Below are 15058 nucleotides of genomic sequence, written 5' to 3' on the forward strand. Positions count from 1 at the left end.
TGGGCGCTAGTTTGCCATTTAGTAACAAAGATAGCCACTAATAGCGCCTAAGCATGTAAATGTTCATAAATGATTTCAGCAAGTTGGCTACTTACACCGGGTACATTAGCAATTTCCTCAGCACTGGCTTTTTTCAGCCCTTGTAATCCCCCCATATATTTTAGTAGTGCTTGCCTGCGTTTAGCTCCTACCCCTTTAATACCTTCCAAAGTGGAGGTGCGTTTCACTTTTTGCCTACGCTGACGATGGCCTGTAATCGCAAAGCGGTGAGATTCATCGCGAATATGTTGAATTAGGTGAAGCCCTGGTGAATGGCTGTCTAAGTGAACTGTGTCGCGACTGTAGCCCGATATCAAGGTTTCAAGGCCCGCTTTACGGCTAACCCCTTTAGCAACACCTATAATTAAGGGTTTAAACTCTACAGGCCAGTCTTCGAAATGCGCTTCAGCTTGGCTTAACTGCCCTTTACCCCCATCGATGAAAAGAATATCAGGAATTTTGGTGTCTTCGTGAGGCTTTTTGTAACGCCTTGAAAGCACTTGTGCCATGGCTGCATAATCATCCCCTGGGGTTATACCTTCGATATTGAATCGTCGGTAATCTGATTTAAGTGGCCCTTCTCTATTGAACACCACGCAAGACCCCACAGTTTGTTGTCCTGACGTATGGCTGATATCGAAGCATTCCATACGTTGAATTGGCTTACCCAATTCAAGTGCTTCCTCCAACACTAAATAGCGAGCATGAACGGATTTTTGTGCGGCGTATTGGGTGTCTAAAGAATTTTGCGCATTGGTATTGGCAAGGTGCAAATAGCGGCGCTTTTCATCACGAGCACCTTTGTAAACAGTCACGCTGTGTTTTGCTTCTTGTTTAAGCACAGAAACAATCGCCGTTTCATCGTCTAACTCTCTTGGCAGCACTATGTGCTTGGGAATGGCCTTGTTTTTTGATAAATAGAACTGCAAGAAAAACGACTGAAACACTTCATCTTCTGTGGCAGTAGCCGGAACTCGAGGAAAATAGGATTTACTTCCTAGTAGTTGGTTATCGCGAATAAACATAACCTGCACGCACGCCATATTCCCTTTAAATGCAAAACCAAAAATATCCATGTTGTCTTGTGTACCAGCAACAAACTGCTGCTCTTGTACTTTACGCAGTGCATTGATTTGATCGCGATATTTGGCTGCGGCTTCAAAATTGAGGGATTGGCTTGCCTCTTCCATCTTGGTCACCAAGGTTTCAATAACGTCTTGGTTTTTACCCTTTAAGAATAATTTAACGAGTTCTACTGACTCACTGTACTCTTCATCACTAACATGCCCTTTCACGCAAGGTGCGCTGCAACGTTGCATTTGATACTGAAGACAGGGGCGGCTTCTCGCTTGATAATAACTGTCTTCACACTGCCTAACAGGAAAAATCCGTTGCATTGAACGCAGGCTTTCCCTTACTGCCCATGAGCTTGGGTAAGGGCCAAAATAATCACCGTCGTTTTTACGTGTACCTCGATGAGAGCCTAATTTGGGGTGCTTATGATTGGTTAATACAATATACGGATAGGATTTGTCGTCTTTCAACAACACATTGTATCTAGGCTTGTATTTTTTAATGAAGTTATTTTCTAGCAAAAACGCTTCAGTTTCACTTGTCACCACAGTGACGTCCATTGAAACAATGTGTTTTACTAGCGCACGGGTTTTCGCGTGCTCTACATTTTTACGAAAATAACTCGATACCCGCTTTTTTAGATTTTTAGCTTTACCAACGTAAATCACATCTTGTTGTTTATCGTACATGCGATAAACACCGGGCCGGTGAGTTAAGTCTTTTAAAAACGCGTCAGCGTCAAACGTCACAATATCAGACATTGTTCAACGTTATAGATTATCGCTGGAAATTAGTTTATGCCGAATAGCCAAGTGCGTTAACTCTACGTCCGAATCAACCGCCAGCTTATCAAACATGCGATACCGGTACGTGTTAACGGTTTTCGCACTAATATTCAATTCACCAGCAATGTCAGGCACCTTAGCCCCTTTGGTCAGCCGCATAGCAATATCCAGCTCGCGTGTTGAAAGGTCTTCAAACGGATTTTCACTATTCGTATCAAGGCTGCTCATTGCAATGCTTTGTGCTACCTCAACAGACAAATATTTTTGTCCAGATGCAACCTTATAGATAGCGTTAATAACTTCTTTAGGTGCCGCGTCTTTAGTTAAAAAGCCATAAGCGCCTAACTGCATAACCTGACTAGGAATAGGGTGATCTTTTTGCACGGATAAACAGATAACTTTGGTATCATCAGACACACGGCGAATTTGCCGTACGGCTTCTAAACCACCGATACCAGGCATATTCACATCCATTAAAACAACATCAGGGGAATGTTTTCGGCATATTGCTACTGCCTCTTCTCCTGATTTCGCTTCATTGATTATGTTAAAATCGGCAACGTCCTGTAATATTAGTTTAATCCCTGTCCGAACCAAATCGTGGTCATCAACAAGAACGACTTTTATCACTTATCTCTCTCTTAATAACTAGAATGCGTGTGCACCTGATTACTTATCATCATCAATGATAAAACCATAGCATAGCTTTATGGGTTTATCTTCCATCTGTTTGTAACATTTTATCTAAATCGCACATTTAACAAATAAACTGCTTAACAAATATTCAGCAAAGCTTAACTCATTCTGAAATCGCGCAGCTATGTCTATGAATAGTGGAGTAACTCAACTTACGTAAAGCTTTAAATTCAATGTAGTCAAATGCAAAGAAATTACGTTTAAAACTAAACAACGCTAAATTTAATGCAAAAAAAAAGCCTCGTATAAACGAGGCTTTTTCTTAAATATGGCGGAGAGCGAGGGATTCGAACCCCCGGAAGGTTTGACCCTTCGCTTGATTTCAAGTCAAGTGCATTCAACCGGACTCTGCCAGCTCTCCTGAAGTGATGCGCATATTAATGGTTTTTTGAGGCTTGTAAAGCGCTAATTTAAAAAAAGTTGTCAACCGCTCATCTATTCAACAATTTGTACTCTAATCAGTCAATTTTTATAGTGTTAAGCAAATCACACGGCATAAATTGAATTAGTTTCTAATTCTAAATTAAAAAACCTTGAAAAATTGAACCAAAACCCCTACAACTACCCTAACAATACACATAAAGTGTAATTTCGTTCTATTGGAGGAAAAGATGGAACAACGTTCAGTTTATTCAAAATCGTCAGAAGCGTCGGTATTACAAACCAACAAGGTGCTTAAAAACACCTATACGCTACTAGCTATGACACTAGCCTTTAGTGCTGTGTGTGCAGTTGCAACAATGGCTATGGGTCTTGGTCGCGGTGCAGCCTTGGTTATGTTTATAGGTGGCTTCATCTCTATGTTCATAGTCAATAAGAAAGCAAATTCTGCTTCAGGTATATACTGGGTATTCCTTTTCACTGGTCTTTTAGGCGGTTCTTTAGGGCCAATGCTAAATGCCTACGCTGCAATTCCTGGTGGCTCAGCGCTTATTGCCCAAGCACTAGGTGGAACTGCACTTATTTTCTTCGCATTATCAGCTTATGTATTAACAACGAAAAAAGACTTCTCATTTATGGGCGGTTTTTTAATGGTAGGTTTGTTAGTTGTTGTACTTGCAGCCTTAGGTAACCTGTTTTTTGCTATTCCAGCATTAAGCCTAGCAATTAGTGCAGCGGTTATCTTCATTATGTCTGGTTTCATCTTGTATGACACAAGTCGAATCATTAATGGTGGTGAAACTAACTACATACTTGCAACTGTTGGCTTATATCTAAATATTTATAATATATTCGTAAACCTATTAAGCTTGCTTGGTGTGTTAGGCGACGACTAAATACATTTTAACTTTTCTAAACACCCCTTTTTAGGGGTGTTTTTATTTATACCTTATGAACACATCGATAAATGCTCTGCTAGTCAGCCCTCAAACAAAAACACCATCAAGTAAAGCTTTGCTTAAAGTGTGTATGGATAAGCTTACTGAGCCTCATACAAAGTACGAAATTGTCTTTTTATATTTTGGTGCGGTCACTATTGCTAACGACGCTGATTACTTTGAAGATTGGCAAGCACTGAAAGAAAAGTACAAGGTTCGCCTTGTGGCTTGTTCAACTGTAGCTAAACACAGAAGTGTTAACGAAGACAATACCGGCCCTTTTGAACTTACGGGCTTAAGTGAATTTTATTCAGCGTTGCATCGCTGTAACACCTTAGTCCAAATTTAAGTACAAATATAATGGCCACAATTACCTTTGTGATATCTACCCCACCTTATGTCAATGGCACCACAAACGAAGCCCATGACTTAATAATGGCATCTACGGCCTATGGGCATGACGCCAACGTCATATTCAAAGGTGAAGGCGTACTGCAACTACTCAAAAACCAAGATCCAATGAACCACCAAAAACATGCAGGAAAACGCATAAGTGGCTTTACCTTTTTTGATATCGAGCCTCTTTATGTTTGCCAAAACAGCTTAAACTTTCATAAAATAGACAAGCACGACCTTATCTCAGGACTGAGTTACATATCAGACGAAGATGTAACTCAAGCTATTGAAAAATCAGACTTTATAATTAATCTATAAACCACGATAAAAGTTACGCGTAACTGACTTGAAGAGTATTTATGACACTTATATACAATGACAACGTCATTGCCACAGACAAAGAAGGTTACCTAACAAACCTCGATGATTGGACCGAAGATTTAGCCTTGATAATAGCCACTAATGACAATATAGAACTGACGGAAGCGCACTGGGAAGTGATAAGGTTTGTGAGAGAGTTTTACTTAGAATATGAAACCAGCCCAGCAATTAGAGCCCTTGTGAAAGCCATGGCTTTGTCACTAGGGGCAGACAAAGGAAATAGCCGCTATCTACACAGGTTATTTCCTAAAGGTCCAGCTAAGCAAGCAACTAAACTAGCGGGCTTACCTAAGCCCGCTAAATGCTTGTAATTGCTCTATAGAACAATTTAAATTGATGTTTCACCGTTCATATAAGGTACCAAGACCTCTGGAACGGTGACACTACCATCGGCTTGTTGATAATTTTCAAGTATCGCCACAAGGGTTCTACCTACGGCAAGGCCTGATCCATTCAGGGTATTCACAAGTTCAGGCTTTTCCCCTTCACTTCTGCGGAAACGGGCTTGCATTCTACGGGCTTGGAAATCGCCCATGTTAGAGCACGATGAAATTTCTCTGTAAGTATTTTGCGCCGGTAACCATACTTCTAAGTCATAAGTTTTGCAGGCACCGAAGCCCATATCACCGGTACATAACACGACTTTTCGGTAAGGCAAGCCTAGCTTTTGTAAAATAGTTTCCGCGTGACCTGTTAACGCTTCAAGAGCATCAAAACTCTCTTCAGGTTTAACAATTTGTACCAGCTCTACTTTTTCAAACTGATGCTGCCTGATTAAGCCACGGGTATCACGGCCATACGAACCGGCTTCACTTCTAAAACACGGTGTATGAGCCGTTAATTTAAGAGGCAAAGAGGCGTTATCGACAATTTCGTCTCTAACCGTATTGGTTAACGGCACTTCTGCTGTTGGAATAAGAGACAAACCTTGCCCTTCTTCAGTGGCAGGTTTAGTGTGAAAGGCATCTTCAGCAAACTTTGGGAATTGCCCAGTACCAAACATACTTGCTTCGTTAACAAGGAATGGCACATACATTTCTTCATAACCATGTTCATTTACGTGGGTATCAAGCATGAATTGCGCAAGAGCTCTATGCATGCGCGCCACTTTGCCACGCATAACCACAAATCGGCTTCCGGTTAATTTTGATGCTAACTCAAAATCAGCCCCTTTAGATAAGCCTTCTGCTACGTCTACGTGATCTTTTACATCAAAATCAAACTCGCGAGGTTGTCCCCACTTTAACACTTCAACGTTATCGTCTTCATCTTTACCCACAGGTACAGATTCGTCAGGTAAATTAGGAATACCTTGGCTAAATGCTTTTAAACTTTCGGTTACCGCGCTAAATTCTTGCTTAGCAGCGTCCAGCTTTGCACCTAAATCTCCCACTTCAGCAAGTAAAGGCGCGATATCTTCACCTTGGGCTTTTGCTTTACCTATAGATTTACTGCGCATATTACGCTGGTTTTGCAGTTCTTCTGTTTGCTGTTGCAACGCTTTGCGCTGCTCTTCAAGTGCAGAATAGGCTTCAACATCTAGTTTGAATCCACGCGCGGCCAAGCGCTCTGCCGTTTTTTCTATCTCATTTCGTAAATATTTAGGGTCCAACATAAACCGCTTTCTATCCTTTCATTATTTGAATGCCAACAAAAGTGGCAAACAAGCATATCAATACATTTAACATCACATTCGCCACTGCTTTTAACCAGAGGCCATTATTTATTAAGGCTAACGTTTCAAATGAAAACGTTGAAAACGTGGTTAATGCGCCTAATAAGCCGACTCCGATTAAAAATCGGTAGGGAGAATCGGCTAAGCCACCCCGCTCTATCAAGCCATAAACGATGGCAATAGAAAATGCGCCAATGACATTTACCACAAGTGTACCAAATGGAAACTGCTTACCAAACAGGGATACCGATAATTGTGTTAAATAAAATCGCATTGGTGCGCCAATTGCGCCTCCAAGTGCTACCCAAAGGTAAACTGATAGCCCTGCGTTCATTGTTTGCCCTCTTGTTGATCTAACGCGTTTAAGTAATCTAACTTAGCCATTAACTTCTTTTCAAAACCTCGTTCATTAGGTGTATATAAATTGGTGTGCTCTGTTGGTATAGACTCGGGGAAGTAATTTTCTCCCGCAGCATAGGCATTGGGTTCATTATGCGCGTAGCGATAATCTTTTCCGTAATCCAAAGACGCCATCAATTTTGTCGGTGCATTTCTTAAGTGGTTTGGCACCGCACTGCTACCAGTTTCCTTCGCTAACGCCATCGCTTGTTTAAACGCCATATAAACAGCATTTGACTTCGGTGCTAACGCACAATAAATCGCGGCCTGCGCTATTGCTCTTTCGCCCTCAGCAGGCCCAACACGATGATATATATCCCATGCGTTTAAAGCAATTTGCATTGCCTTTGGGTCCGCATTGCCAATATCTTCACTCACAATCGCTAATAATCGTCTTGCCACATAAAGAGGGTCTCCGCCTCCAACTAAAATCCGTGCATACCAATACAAGGCGGCATTGGCATCAGAGCCCCTAACTGATTTATGAAACGCAGAAATCAAATCATAAAAGTCATCGCCTTTATTGTCGTACGCAGCCATTTTTTCACCACTGGCTTGTACAACATGGTTTAACTCTATGATTGTGGTATCCGTAAAGTCAGCAGACAACTCTAAAGTATGTAAGGCTTTTCGACCATCACCATCTGCAACCCGAATAAGAGTTTGCAAGGCCTCTTCGGTTAGCTCTATGCCTCTTTCACTTAACACTTCGTCTTTCGACAAGGCATTGTTGATTAACTGCGTGAGTTCTTGTTCAGAAAAGGGCTTTAATAAATAGGTTCGAGCTCTCGACAATAGAGCATTATTCAATGCAAACGAGGGGTTTTCAGTGGTCGCCCCAATAAATGCCACTGTGCCGTCTTCTACATAGGGTAAAAATGCATCTTGTTGGCTTTTGTTGAACCTGTGCACCTCGTCAACAAACAATAAGGTTTTATGCCCGTATTGTTTGTTTTGCTGTGCTTTATCGATGGCGATGCGAATGTCTTTTACACCGGAAGTCACTGCCGATAGTGTGATGACTTCTGCATTAGCATGAAGTGCAATTAAGCTAGCTAAAGTGGTTTTCCCTGTGCCAGGAGGCCCCCAGAAAATCATGCTATGGCACTGACCCGTTTCTAACATTTTACGCAGTGGTTTCCCTTCCGACATAAGATGAGACTGGCCGAAATAGTTGCTAATACTGGTTGGCCGCATACGCGCAGCCAACGGAATATGGCTATCTTTCATCGTCTATGGTGTAACTGTCGGGAATTGTCACGTCGAATAAATCATTTTTTAGCGGGCTCTTCGTATCTAGGTTAGATAACGCCAGTACACTTATTTGCGCCTGTGCATCAAGGGTACTAATAGCAAAAATAGTGTCGTCTCTAAGATAAAGAGACAAGGTACGAATTTGAGCGTCTTGGTTTAATGACTCAATGGTATAGACGTTATCAGCACCAGTAACCAAACTTTCGTCACTTACATTGGTTTGTTGAATGGAAAATTGCTGCCAAACCTCATCGTCTTGAGAGGTTAACAACACAATTGGATTGGTGTTAACCGCTTGCGCTTGATCAAACACAGTAACTTGTTCTACAAAGCTATCGATATTCCATATTGCTTCACCATCGGCAATCAGCAAGGCTTCATCAGGGAATTCAGTTTCCCAGCGTACTTTCCCCGGACGAGAAAGATATAAATGCCCTTGGGCTTCATAAACCACTTCATTTTGGTCGTACACTGTTTGTGCAAAATCAGCCGACAACACGCTAATGGTCGATAACAAATGCTTCAGCTCTCCTTGGCTAAGGTCATTGTTGTCCTGTGCAAAGCTTGCATTATTAAGACCTATTAGGCCGATAACGGCGAATACTGTTCTTTTTAACATAGTTGCTAGTCCTTCGGCGGAGGAGGCGCTAATACCTCTCGGTTGCCGTTATGAGCAGGTGCACTTACGACGCCACTGGATTCCATTTGTTCCACTAATCTTGCTGCTCTGTTGTAACCAATTCTAAATTTACGTTGAACACTGGATACTGACGCTCTGCGGCTTTCAGTAACAAAAGAAACAGCTTCATCGTAAAACACATCAAATTCTTGGTCGGCGTTTTCATTTTGTTCACCGGGAAGCAATACTTCTGCACTGGCTTCACCGTCGAGTATTTCATCAATATACTCTGGCTCTCCACGTAGTTTCCAATCTGCAACTACGGCATGAACTTCATGATCATCCACAAATGCGCCGTGCACTCGAGTAGGTACAGGATTACCCGGTGGTAAATACAGCATATCCCCCATACCTAACAAGGCTTCTGCGCCTTGCTGGTCGAGAATAGTACGGGAATCTATTTTACTCGACACTTGGAACGCAATACGGGTGGGTATATTGGCTTTGATAAGGCCTGTAATCACATCGACAGAAGGTCGTTGAGTTGCAAGTACAAGATGAATACCCGCCGCCCGGGCTTTTTGTGCGATACGGGCAATAAGCTCTTCTACTTTTTTACCTACTATCATCATCATGTCGGCAAATTCGTCAACCACCACAACAATAGCGGGTAGTTTGTCTAGCTCAGGCGCAGTTTCATCCATGCTCTCTTCTGATTTCCAAAGAGGATCGAGTATAGGCTCTCCCGCTTCTTTCGCAGCTAGTACTTTTGCGTTATAGCCTTTTAAATTTCTCACCCCAAGCGCAGACATCAACTTATAGCGGCGTTCCATTTCACCTACACACCAACGCAGCGCGTTTGCTGCCTCTTTCATGTCGGTAACAACTTCAGCCAATAAATGTGGAATGCCTTCGTATACCGACAATTCCAACATTTTAGGATCTATCATGATCATGCGTACATCTTCAGGTTTTGATTTGTACAGTAAGCTTAATATCATGACATTAACGCCAACTGACTTACCTGATCCTGTGGTACCTGCAACCAACACATGTGGCATCTTTGCAAGATCAACCACCACAGGTTTCCCGCTTATATCGGCACCCAACACCATAGTCAGTGCAGAGTCGCTATCGGTGAACTGCTTGCAGGTTAATACTTCACTCAAACGCACCATTTCTCGGTGTTTGTTCGGTAGTTCTAAACCAATAACTGATTTTCCTGGGATAACTTCAACCACACGAACAGAAATCGCTGACATAGCTCGCGCTAAATCCTTTGATAAACCGGTGATTTTAGACACTTTTATACCCGGGGCTAAATCTAATTCAAAGCGCGTAATAACAGGGCCTGGATAAATTCCCACCACATTGGCTTCGATATTAAAATCAGCCAATTTAGATTCAACTAGTCGCGATACAGCGTCCAGTTCTTCTTGGGATATGGGGTTTTCTTGTTTGTTTGCTTTATCCAGTAAATCAAATGAAGGCATGATCCCTTCTGGCTCTGGAGGCGCCTCTGATTGCACTTTATCTCTAATATCGCTAATGGTTCTAATAGCTTCTTGCTTTTTATTGCCCGGCGCTGGAGAAGCCATAGAAGAAGCTGCAGGAGAAGGCGCTATATCATCAATAGTAATATCCTGTTGAAGTTCGTTTTCTTTCGCTGCATCTGATGGCAAAACAAACACTGGCTCTATGCGTTCAATCGGTTGTTCTTCTTCTAAATCAGCAATGAACGGAGATTCAACTTGTAGCTGTGTATTTTCTTCTATTTCAATTTCGTCAACCGCCCTACTCTCTTCCGCTTCATCAACAATTTCAGTTCCAACAGTGTGGTCTTTAGCCTGAGTAGGATCAGTATCTTTTGATTTAAATGGCAATGTCCACTGATTAACCGTATGACTACTTCTTAGCAACTTCGTGAAAAACCAAATAACGCTAGCACCAAGTTTGTCTATAATAGACATCCAAGAAATACCCGTAGTTAGAGTAAAGCCCGTACATAAAAAACACAGAAGCAACAAAATAGTGCCTGCGGTGTTAAAATACGGAATAAGCGCACTGCTTATTACATCGCCAACGAGACCTCCGGCGCTAAATGAATAGAAGTCATCAAAATTAATACTCGCTGTGCCCGTTGCCCCTACAATAATAAGCAATACACCCAGTATTCTAAGTGCGATGGTAAGGTAATCTAGATCTGTCAGTTTTCGAATAAACTGAAATAGGAACCATGCAAAAATAGCCGTAGCCAAGGGAACGAAAAACGCTAAGTAGCCCAGTGTGAAGTACAGCAAATCCGCACACCATGCGCCTGTTTTCCCTACCCAGTTCTGAATATTGACATGAAGCCCAGCCTGACTCCAACCGGGATCACTTGGATGAAAAGAAGAGAGTGCCAAAAGCAAGAAAAAAGCAAAAGCACACATTAAGATCATGCCTACTTCTTTCAACCTTTGCCAACCAGATAATTGCGCCGTCATTCCTAAACCTAAGTAAAATTGAATCTATTTGTTTTTATGATAATAGGTTATCACAAAACTCGAATATGCTGCGTGCTTTTAACTTCTTCCATTACCACATAAGTTCGCGACGCACTTACACTAGGCAACTTCAGCAAGGTATCACCTAATAACTTTCGGTAGCTCGACATATCCGCTACGCGTGTTTTCAGTAAAAAATCGAAATTACCGGACACTAGGTGGCACTCTTGAATTGCTGAGTGCTTTTGTACGGCAGCAGAAAATTCCGAAAAAACATCTGATGACGTACGATCTAAAGTAATTTCTACAAACACCAACATTGCTGCCCCGAGTTTTTCAGGATTCAAATTGGCTTCATAACCAAGTATATACCCTTGCTCCTCCAATCGTTTAACTCTTTCCAAACAAGGACTTGGACTCAAACCAACTTGTTTCGACAAGGTTACATTAGATATCCTCGCATCTATTTGCAGCGCCTTTAATATATTTTTGTCTATTCTATCAAGGTCTTTAGAGGCTGAAACCTTCAAAATATTATCCTGCAATTTAAGCTCATTACGACACAATATACTGAATCAACCTGATTTTCGATAGCTAATTTTCTAAAACCTCTAATATACTTTTAAACAATATTGGATAATTAAATAGTGAGTCTAAAATGTTAGTAGGTGTTCCAAAAGAAATAAAAAATCATGAATATCGCGTTGGCCTTACTCCAAGCGCAGTAAAAGAGTTTGTTGCAAACGGACATCAAGTTGTTGTTGAAAATGCCGCAGGCGCAGGTATTGGTTTCTCAAATGAAATGTATGAACAAGCAGGTGCAACAATAGCACCTTCTGCACAAACTATTTTTGAAACTGCGGAAATGATTGTAAAAGTAAAAGAGCCCCAGCCTAACGAATGCAAAATGTTACGTGAAGGACAAACCCTTTATACCTACTTACATTTAGCACCTGATCCACTTCAAACAGAGCTATTAGTTAAGTCTGGCGCAACCTGTATTGCCTATGAAACAGTAACGGACAACTTTGGCGCCTTACCTCTGTTAGCGCCTATGAGCGAAGTTGCAGGAAGAATGGCGATTCAAGCTGGCGCACATTACCTACAAAAAGCCCATAGCGGCAGTGGTACACTTTTGGGCGGCGTTCCTGGTGTTGAGCCTGGAAAAGTACTCATCATTGGTGGTGGTGTAGTAGGTACAAACGCAGCTAAAATGGCAATAGGTCTAGGTGCTGAAGTAACCATTTTGGACCGCTCTTTACCTCGTTTACGTCAGTTAGATGATATTTTCGGTGGCAGAATTAAAACGGTTTATTCAACTGTTGATGCATTAGAAAATTATTCTTCTCAAGCTGATCTTGTCGTAGGTGCAGTACTTATTCCTGGCGCAGCTGCACCAAAATTGCTGAACCGTAAGCAAATTGCTGCAATGAAACCTGGCTCAGTACTTGTTGATGTTGCAATTGACCAAGGTGGTTGTTTCGAAACATCAAAAGCCACTACCCATCAAGATCCAGTTTATATTATTGATGATGTAGTTCACTACTGTGTTGCAAATATGCCAGGCGGCGTCGCTCGTACTTCTACCTTAGCATTGAATAATGCCACCCTACCATTTGGATTAGCGTTAGCAAACAAAGGGCCAGTTCAAGCTATGCTTGATGACCCACATCTACTCAATGGATTGAATGTACACAAAGGAAAAGTAACCTATAAAGCAGTTACTGATGCCCTTGGTAGTGAGCTTAACCTTGAATATATGGACGCAAGCGACGCACTTACGTCGTTGTAATGGTCTAAATGATTAGATAGCGATTGATTGATTAATCGCTATCAAACTTTCTTTAGGGCTATCAGCCTGAGTAATAGGTCTGCCAATTACCAGATAATCTACCCCAAAGGCGATGGCGTCTGCTGGGGTAACAACCCGCTTTTGATCACCTACATCAGCACCTGCAGGGCGAATACCTGGCGTCACTAGTTTAAATGACGATGGTAATTCTGCACGAAGCATTTGCGCTTCTTGAGCAGAACATACTACACCATCAAGGCCTGCCTTATTGGCCAATGTAGCCAGCTTTAATACTTGTTCTTTGGGCTCTACATTTGGCACCACATCAGCTAGCTGAGCTTGATCCATACTGGTTAACACAGTTACCCCAGTTAACAAGGTTGACGGATGAGAAGACGTACGAATTCCTTCTTTCGCCGCTTCCATCATTGCACAGCCTCCAGAGGCATGAACATTGACCATCCAAACCCCTAAATCTGCCGCAGCAGCACACGCTTTAGCAACGGTATTTGGAATATCGTGAAATTTAAGGTCGAGAAATACGTCGTACCCTGCATCCACTAAAAAAGTAACAAAACTAGGCCCAAAACGAGTAAACATTTCTTTGCCTACTTTAAGCTTACATAAATCAGGTGATAAATTAGCAATAAGTTGCTTTGCTTTGTCTTCATTATCGAAATCTAATGCAATGATGACTTTTGAATCGTTTATATCAGAGGTGTGCATGAAACCGTTATTCTCCGTCGAGACCTTTTATGGGAGTGACTACACCCCACTTCTTACAAGATGGGCAAAGCCAGTAAAGTTTGCGCCCAGAAAATCCACAGCTCTGGCAGCGATATTTAGGGCGCATAGCAATTTGCTTTTCAACCAAAGATTTTAACAGCGACAAGCTTTCCGTAGATATATTTTCACCTTCTAGGTTAATGTATAAATCCATTAAGGCTTTAAATCCTTTCATGGTAGGGTGCTTGCGAAGTTGTTCTACTAGATAGTCCGTAGCTTCAGTCTTACTTTGTTCACTAGACAACAAACGAGTGTTAGCCAAGATTGATGAACCACAAGGCTGCCAATAGGTTTCCAAGAAGCGGGCCATAGACGCCCAGTCATTGGTTTCTTCAGCAATATCGAGCATCTTATTTACCGCTTCAGAAATAAAGGTTTTATCTCGTTTAGCAACTTCTTCTAAATATTGATTGGCTTCGTCATATTCGTTGTGCTCAACGGCATTTTGCGCCAACAACAACCAAGGACGTACGGCTTGGTCATCTACTTTCACGGCCTTTTGCAAACGTTGTAGCGCGTCACTTTCTTTTCCGCTTTCAATTTCTTTTTGTGCTAATTCACAATAAAAATGAGCAAGACGAGGTTTGATGATATCCACATCGGAAAAAGACGCTACAGCACCCTCTGCCAATTCAATGGCTTTGTCCCACTCTTTGGTTGTTTGGTAAATAGAAAAAAGTTGAGATTGAGCGGCACTTCTGTGTTTATCACTACTCAGTAGTTTTAAAAATGCATTTTCAGCACGCTCAAGAAAACCGGCCTGATAGTAGTCGAGACCTAATTCTTTTAACGCTGTTTCTCGCTGTGTTGCAGAAAGTTCATCCCGACTAACTAAGTTTTGGTGAACCCGTATTGCTCTGTCAATTTCTCCGCGGTGACGAAAAAAATTTCCCATTGCAATATGAGTTTCGACTGTGTCGGTATTAACATTTATCATTTTTATCAGTGTATCAACCGCTTTATCGGGCTGATCTGATAAAAGAAAATTGAGTCCTTTGTAATAGTGCTTCGACAAAATACTCGATTGCTTGCGCTGAGCTTGACGCACACTATTACGTCCCATAACCCAGCCATATCCAGCCGCTACGGGAAGTAATAAGAAAAGTAATTCTAACATTATTGCTGTTTTTGCTTAATAAACGCCAATTTCATTCGCGCATGTAAAAAGGCCGGAGTAACTAACAGTACTCCCACTAAAATACCACAGCCTAATGTAATAGCGATAAAGGTAGATACTTTTATCTGTGCTTGAGCAAGCAGATAATTTACAGTAATTTCGCCGCTATTTTGAGAACCTACAGCAATTGCCACCAACAATATAAATACAACTAAAATAATGGACAACAGGCCTTTCACT

16 protein-coding genes and 1 tRNA gene are annotated in these 15058 nt (G+C 41.7%); 5 read left to right on the top strand and 12 right to left on the bottom strand.

Annotated elements, in window-relative coordinates; translation table 11 throughout:
* Positions 1-47: 47 nt before the first annotated feature.
* From uvrC to J3L16_RS05180, 3 genes are all read right to left on the bottom strand, one after another.
* Positions 48-1874, bottom strand: coding sequence for an excinuclease ABC subunit UvrC (gene uvrC / locus J3L16_RS05170; RefSeq protein WP_207611826.1), 1827 nt, complete (start codon positions 1872-1874; stop codon positions 48-50).
* A 9-nt stretch (positions 1875-1883) separates the two neighbouring features.
* The gene (uvrY, locus tag J3L16_RS05175; protein ID WP_207611827.1) at positions 1884-2528 is read right to left on the bottom strand and encodes a UvrY/SirA/GacA family response regulator transcription factor; all 645 of its coding nucleotides are present in this window, start codon (positions 2526-2528) and stop codon (positions 1884-1886) included.
* Between the two features lie 335 nt (positions 2529-2863).
* Positions 2864-2955 (bottom strand) — tRNA-Ser (locus tag J3L16_RS05180).
* Between the two features lie 250 nt (positions 2956-3205).
* Between J3L16_RS05180 and J3L16_RS05185 the strand changes: the two genes are divergently transcribed.
* Genes J3L16_RS05185 through J3L16_RS05200 form a run of 4 tightly spaced genes read left to right on the top strand, consistent with a single transcriptional unit; the run spans position 3206 to position 5001 of the window.
* Positions 3206-3871, top strand: coding sequence for a Bax inhibitor-1/YccA family protein (locus J3L16_RS05185; protein WP_207611828.1), 666 nt, complete (start codon positions 3206-3208; stop codon positions 3869-3871).
* 55 nt (positions 3872-3926) lie between these two features.
* Complete coding sequence (locus J3L16_RS05190; RefSeq protein WP_207611829.1) at positions 3927-4262, top strand: DsrE family protein; 336 nt, start codon at positions 3927-3929, stop codon at positions 4260-4262.
* A gap of 11 nt (positions 4263-4273) precedes the next feature.
* On the top strand, positions 4274-4627 hold the full coding sequence (locus tag J3L16_RS05195) for a DsrE family protein (RefSeq protein WP_207611830.1): 354 nt from the start codon (positions 4274-4276) through the stop codon (positions 4625-4627).
* Between the two features lie 41 nt (positions 4628-4668).
* Entirely contained in the window at positions 4669-5001 is a 333-nt protein-coding gene (locus J3L16_RS05200; protein ID WP_207611831.1) for a TusE/DsrC/DsvC family sulfur relay protein, read from the top strand.
* A gap of 17 nt (positions 5002-5018) precedes the next feature.
* On the opposite strand, the gene serS is transcribed toward J3L16_RS05200, so the two are convergent.
* From serS to lrp, 6 genes are read right to left on the bottom strand one after another with little or no spacing between them, the layout of a single operon-like run.
* Positions 5019-6305 (bottom strand): serine--tRNA ligase, encoded by a 1287-nt coding sequence (gene serS, locus J3L16_RS05205; RefSeq protein WP_207611832.1) that lies wholly within the window; start codon positions 6303-6305, stop codon positions 5019-5021.
* 10 nt (positions 6306-6315) lie between these two features.
* Positions 6316-6699, bottom strand: a complete 384-nt coding sequence (crcB, locus tag J3L16_RS05210; RefSeq protein ID WP_207611833.1) for a fluoride efflux transporter CrcB — start codon at positions 6697-6699, stop codon at positions 6316-6318.
* On the bottom strand, positions 6696-7994 hold the full coding sequence (locus J3L16_RS05215; protein ID WP_207611834.1) for a replication-associated recombination protein A: 1299 nt from the start codon (positions 7992-7994) through the stop codon (positions 6696-6698). Before J3L16_RS05215 ends, crcB begins: the two co-directional genes overlap by 4 nt.
* Positions 7984-8637, bottom strand: coding sequence for an outer membrane lipoprotein chaperone LolA (gene lolA, locus J3L16_RS05220; protein WP_207611835.1), 654 nt, complete (start codon positions 8635-8637; stop codon positions 7984-7986). The genes J3L16_RS05215 and lolA overlap by 11 nt, the downstream gene beginning before the upstream one ends.
* A gap of 5 nt (positions 8638-8642) precedes the next feature.
* The gene (locus J3L16_RS16405) at positions 8643-11123 is read right to left on the bottom strand and encodes a DNA translocase FtsK (RefSeq protein WP_207611836.1); all 2481 of its coding nucleotides are present in this window, start codon (positions 11121-11123) and stop codon (positions 8643-8645) included.
* Between the two features lie 50 nt (positions 11124-11173).
* A complete protein-coding gene (lrp, locus tag J3L16_RS05230; RefSeq protein ID WP_207611837.1) occupies positions 11174-11653 on the bottom strand; it encodes a leucine-responsive transcriptional regulator Lrp in 480 nt (159 codons plus the stop codon).
* A 128-nt stretch (positions 11654-11781) separates the two neighbouring features.
* Between lrp and ald the strand changes: the two genes are divergently transcribed.
* Positions 11782-12915 (top strand): alanine dehydrogenase, encoded by a 1134-nt coding sequence (gene ald / locus J3L16_RS05235; RefSeq protein WP_207611838.1) that lies wholly within the window; start codon positions 11782-11784, stop codon positions 12913-12915.
* Between the two features lie 12 nt (positions 12916-12927).
* Here ald and pyrF read toward each other — a convergent pair whose 3' ends face one another.
* The 3 genes from pyrF to J3L16_RS05250 are packed head-to-tail and all read right to left on the bottom strand — an operon-like array spanning position 12928 to position 15057.
* Complete coding sequence (gene pyrF, locus J3L16_RS05240) at positions 12928-13641, bottom strand: orotidine-5'-phosphate decarboxylase (RefSeq protein WP_207611839.1); 714 nt, start codon at positions 13639-13641, stop codon at positions 12928-12930.
* Between the two features lie 7 nt (positions 13642-13648).
* Positions 13649-14818, bottom strand: a complete 1170-nt coding sequence (gene lapB / locus J3L16_RS05245; RefSeq protein ID WP_207611840.1) for a lipopolysaccharide assembly protein LapB — start codon at positions 14816-14818, stop codon at positions 13649-13651.
* Positions 14818-15057, bottom strand: coding sequence for a lipopolysaccharide assembly protein LapA domain-containing protein (locus J3L16_RS05250; RefSeq protein WP_347564642.1), 240 nt, complete (start codon positions 15055-15057; stop codon positions 14818-14820). The genes lapB and J3L16_RS05250 overlap by 1 nt, the downstream gene beginning before the upstream one ends.
* Position 15058: the final 1 nt, after the last annotated feature.

Origin of the sequence: Alteromonas sp. 5E99-2 (genome assembly GCF_017368475.1) — a bacterium.
In the GTDB taxonomy this organism is placed as follows: domain Bacteria; phylum Pseudomonadota; class Gammaproteobacteria; order Enterobacterales; family Alteromonadaceae; genus Alteromonas_F.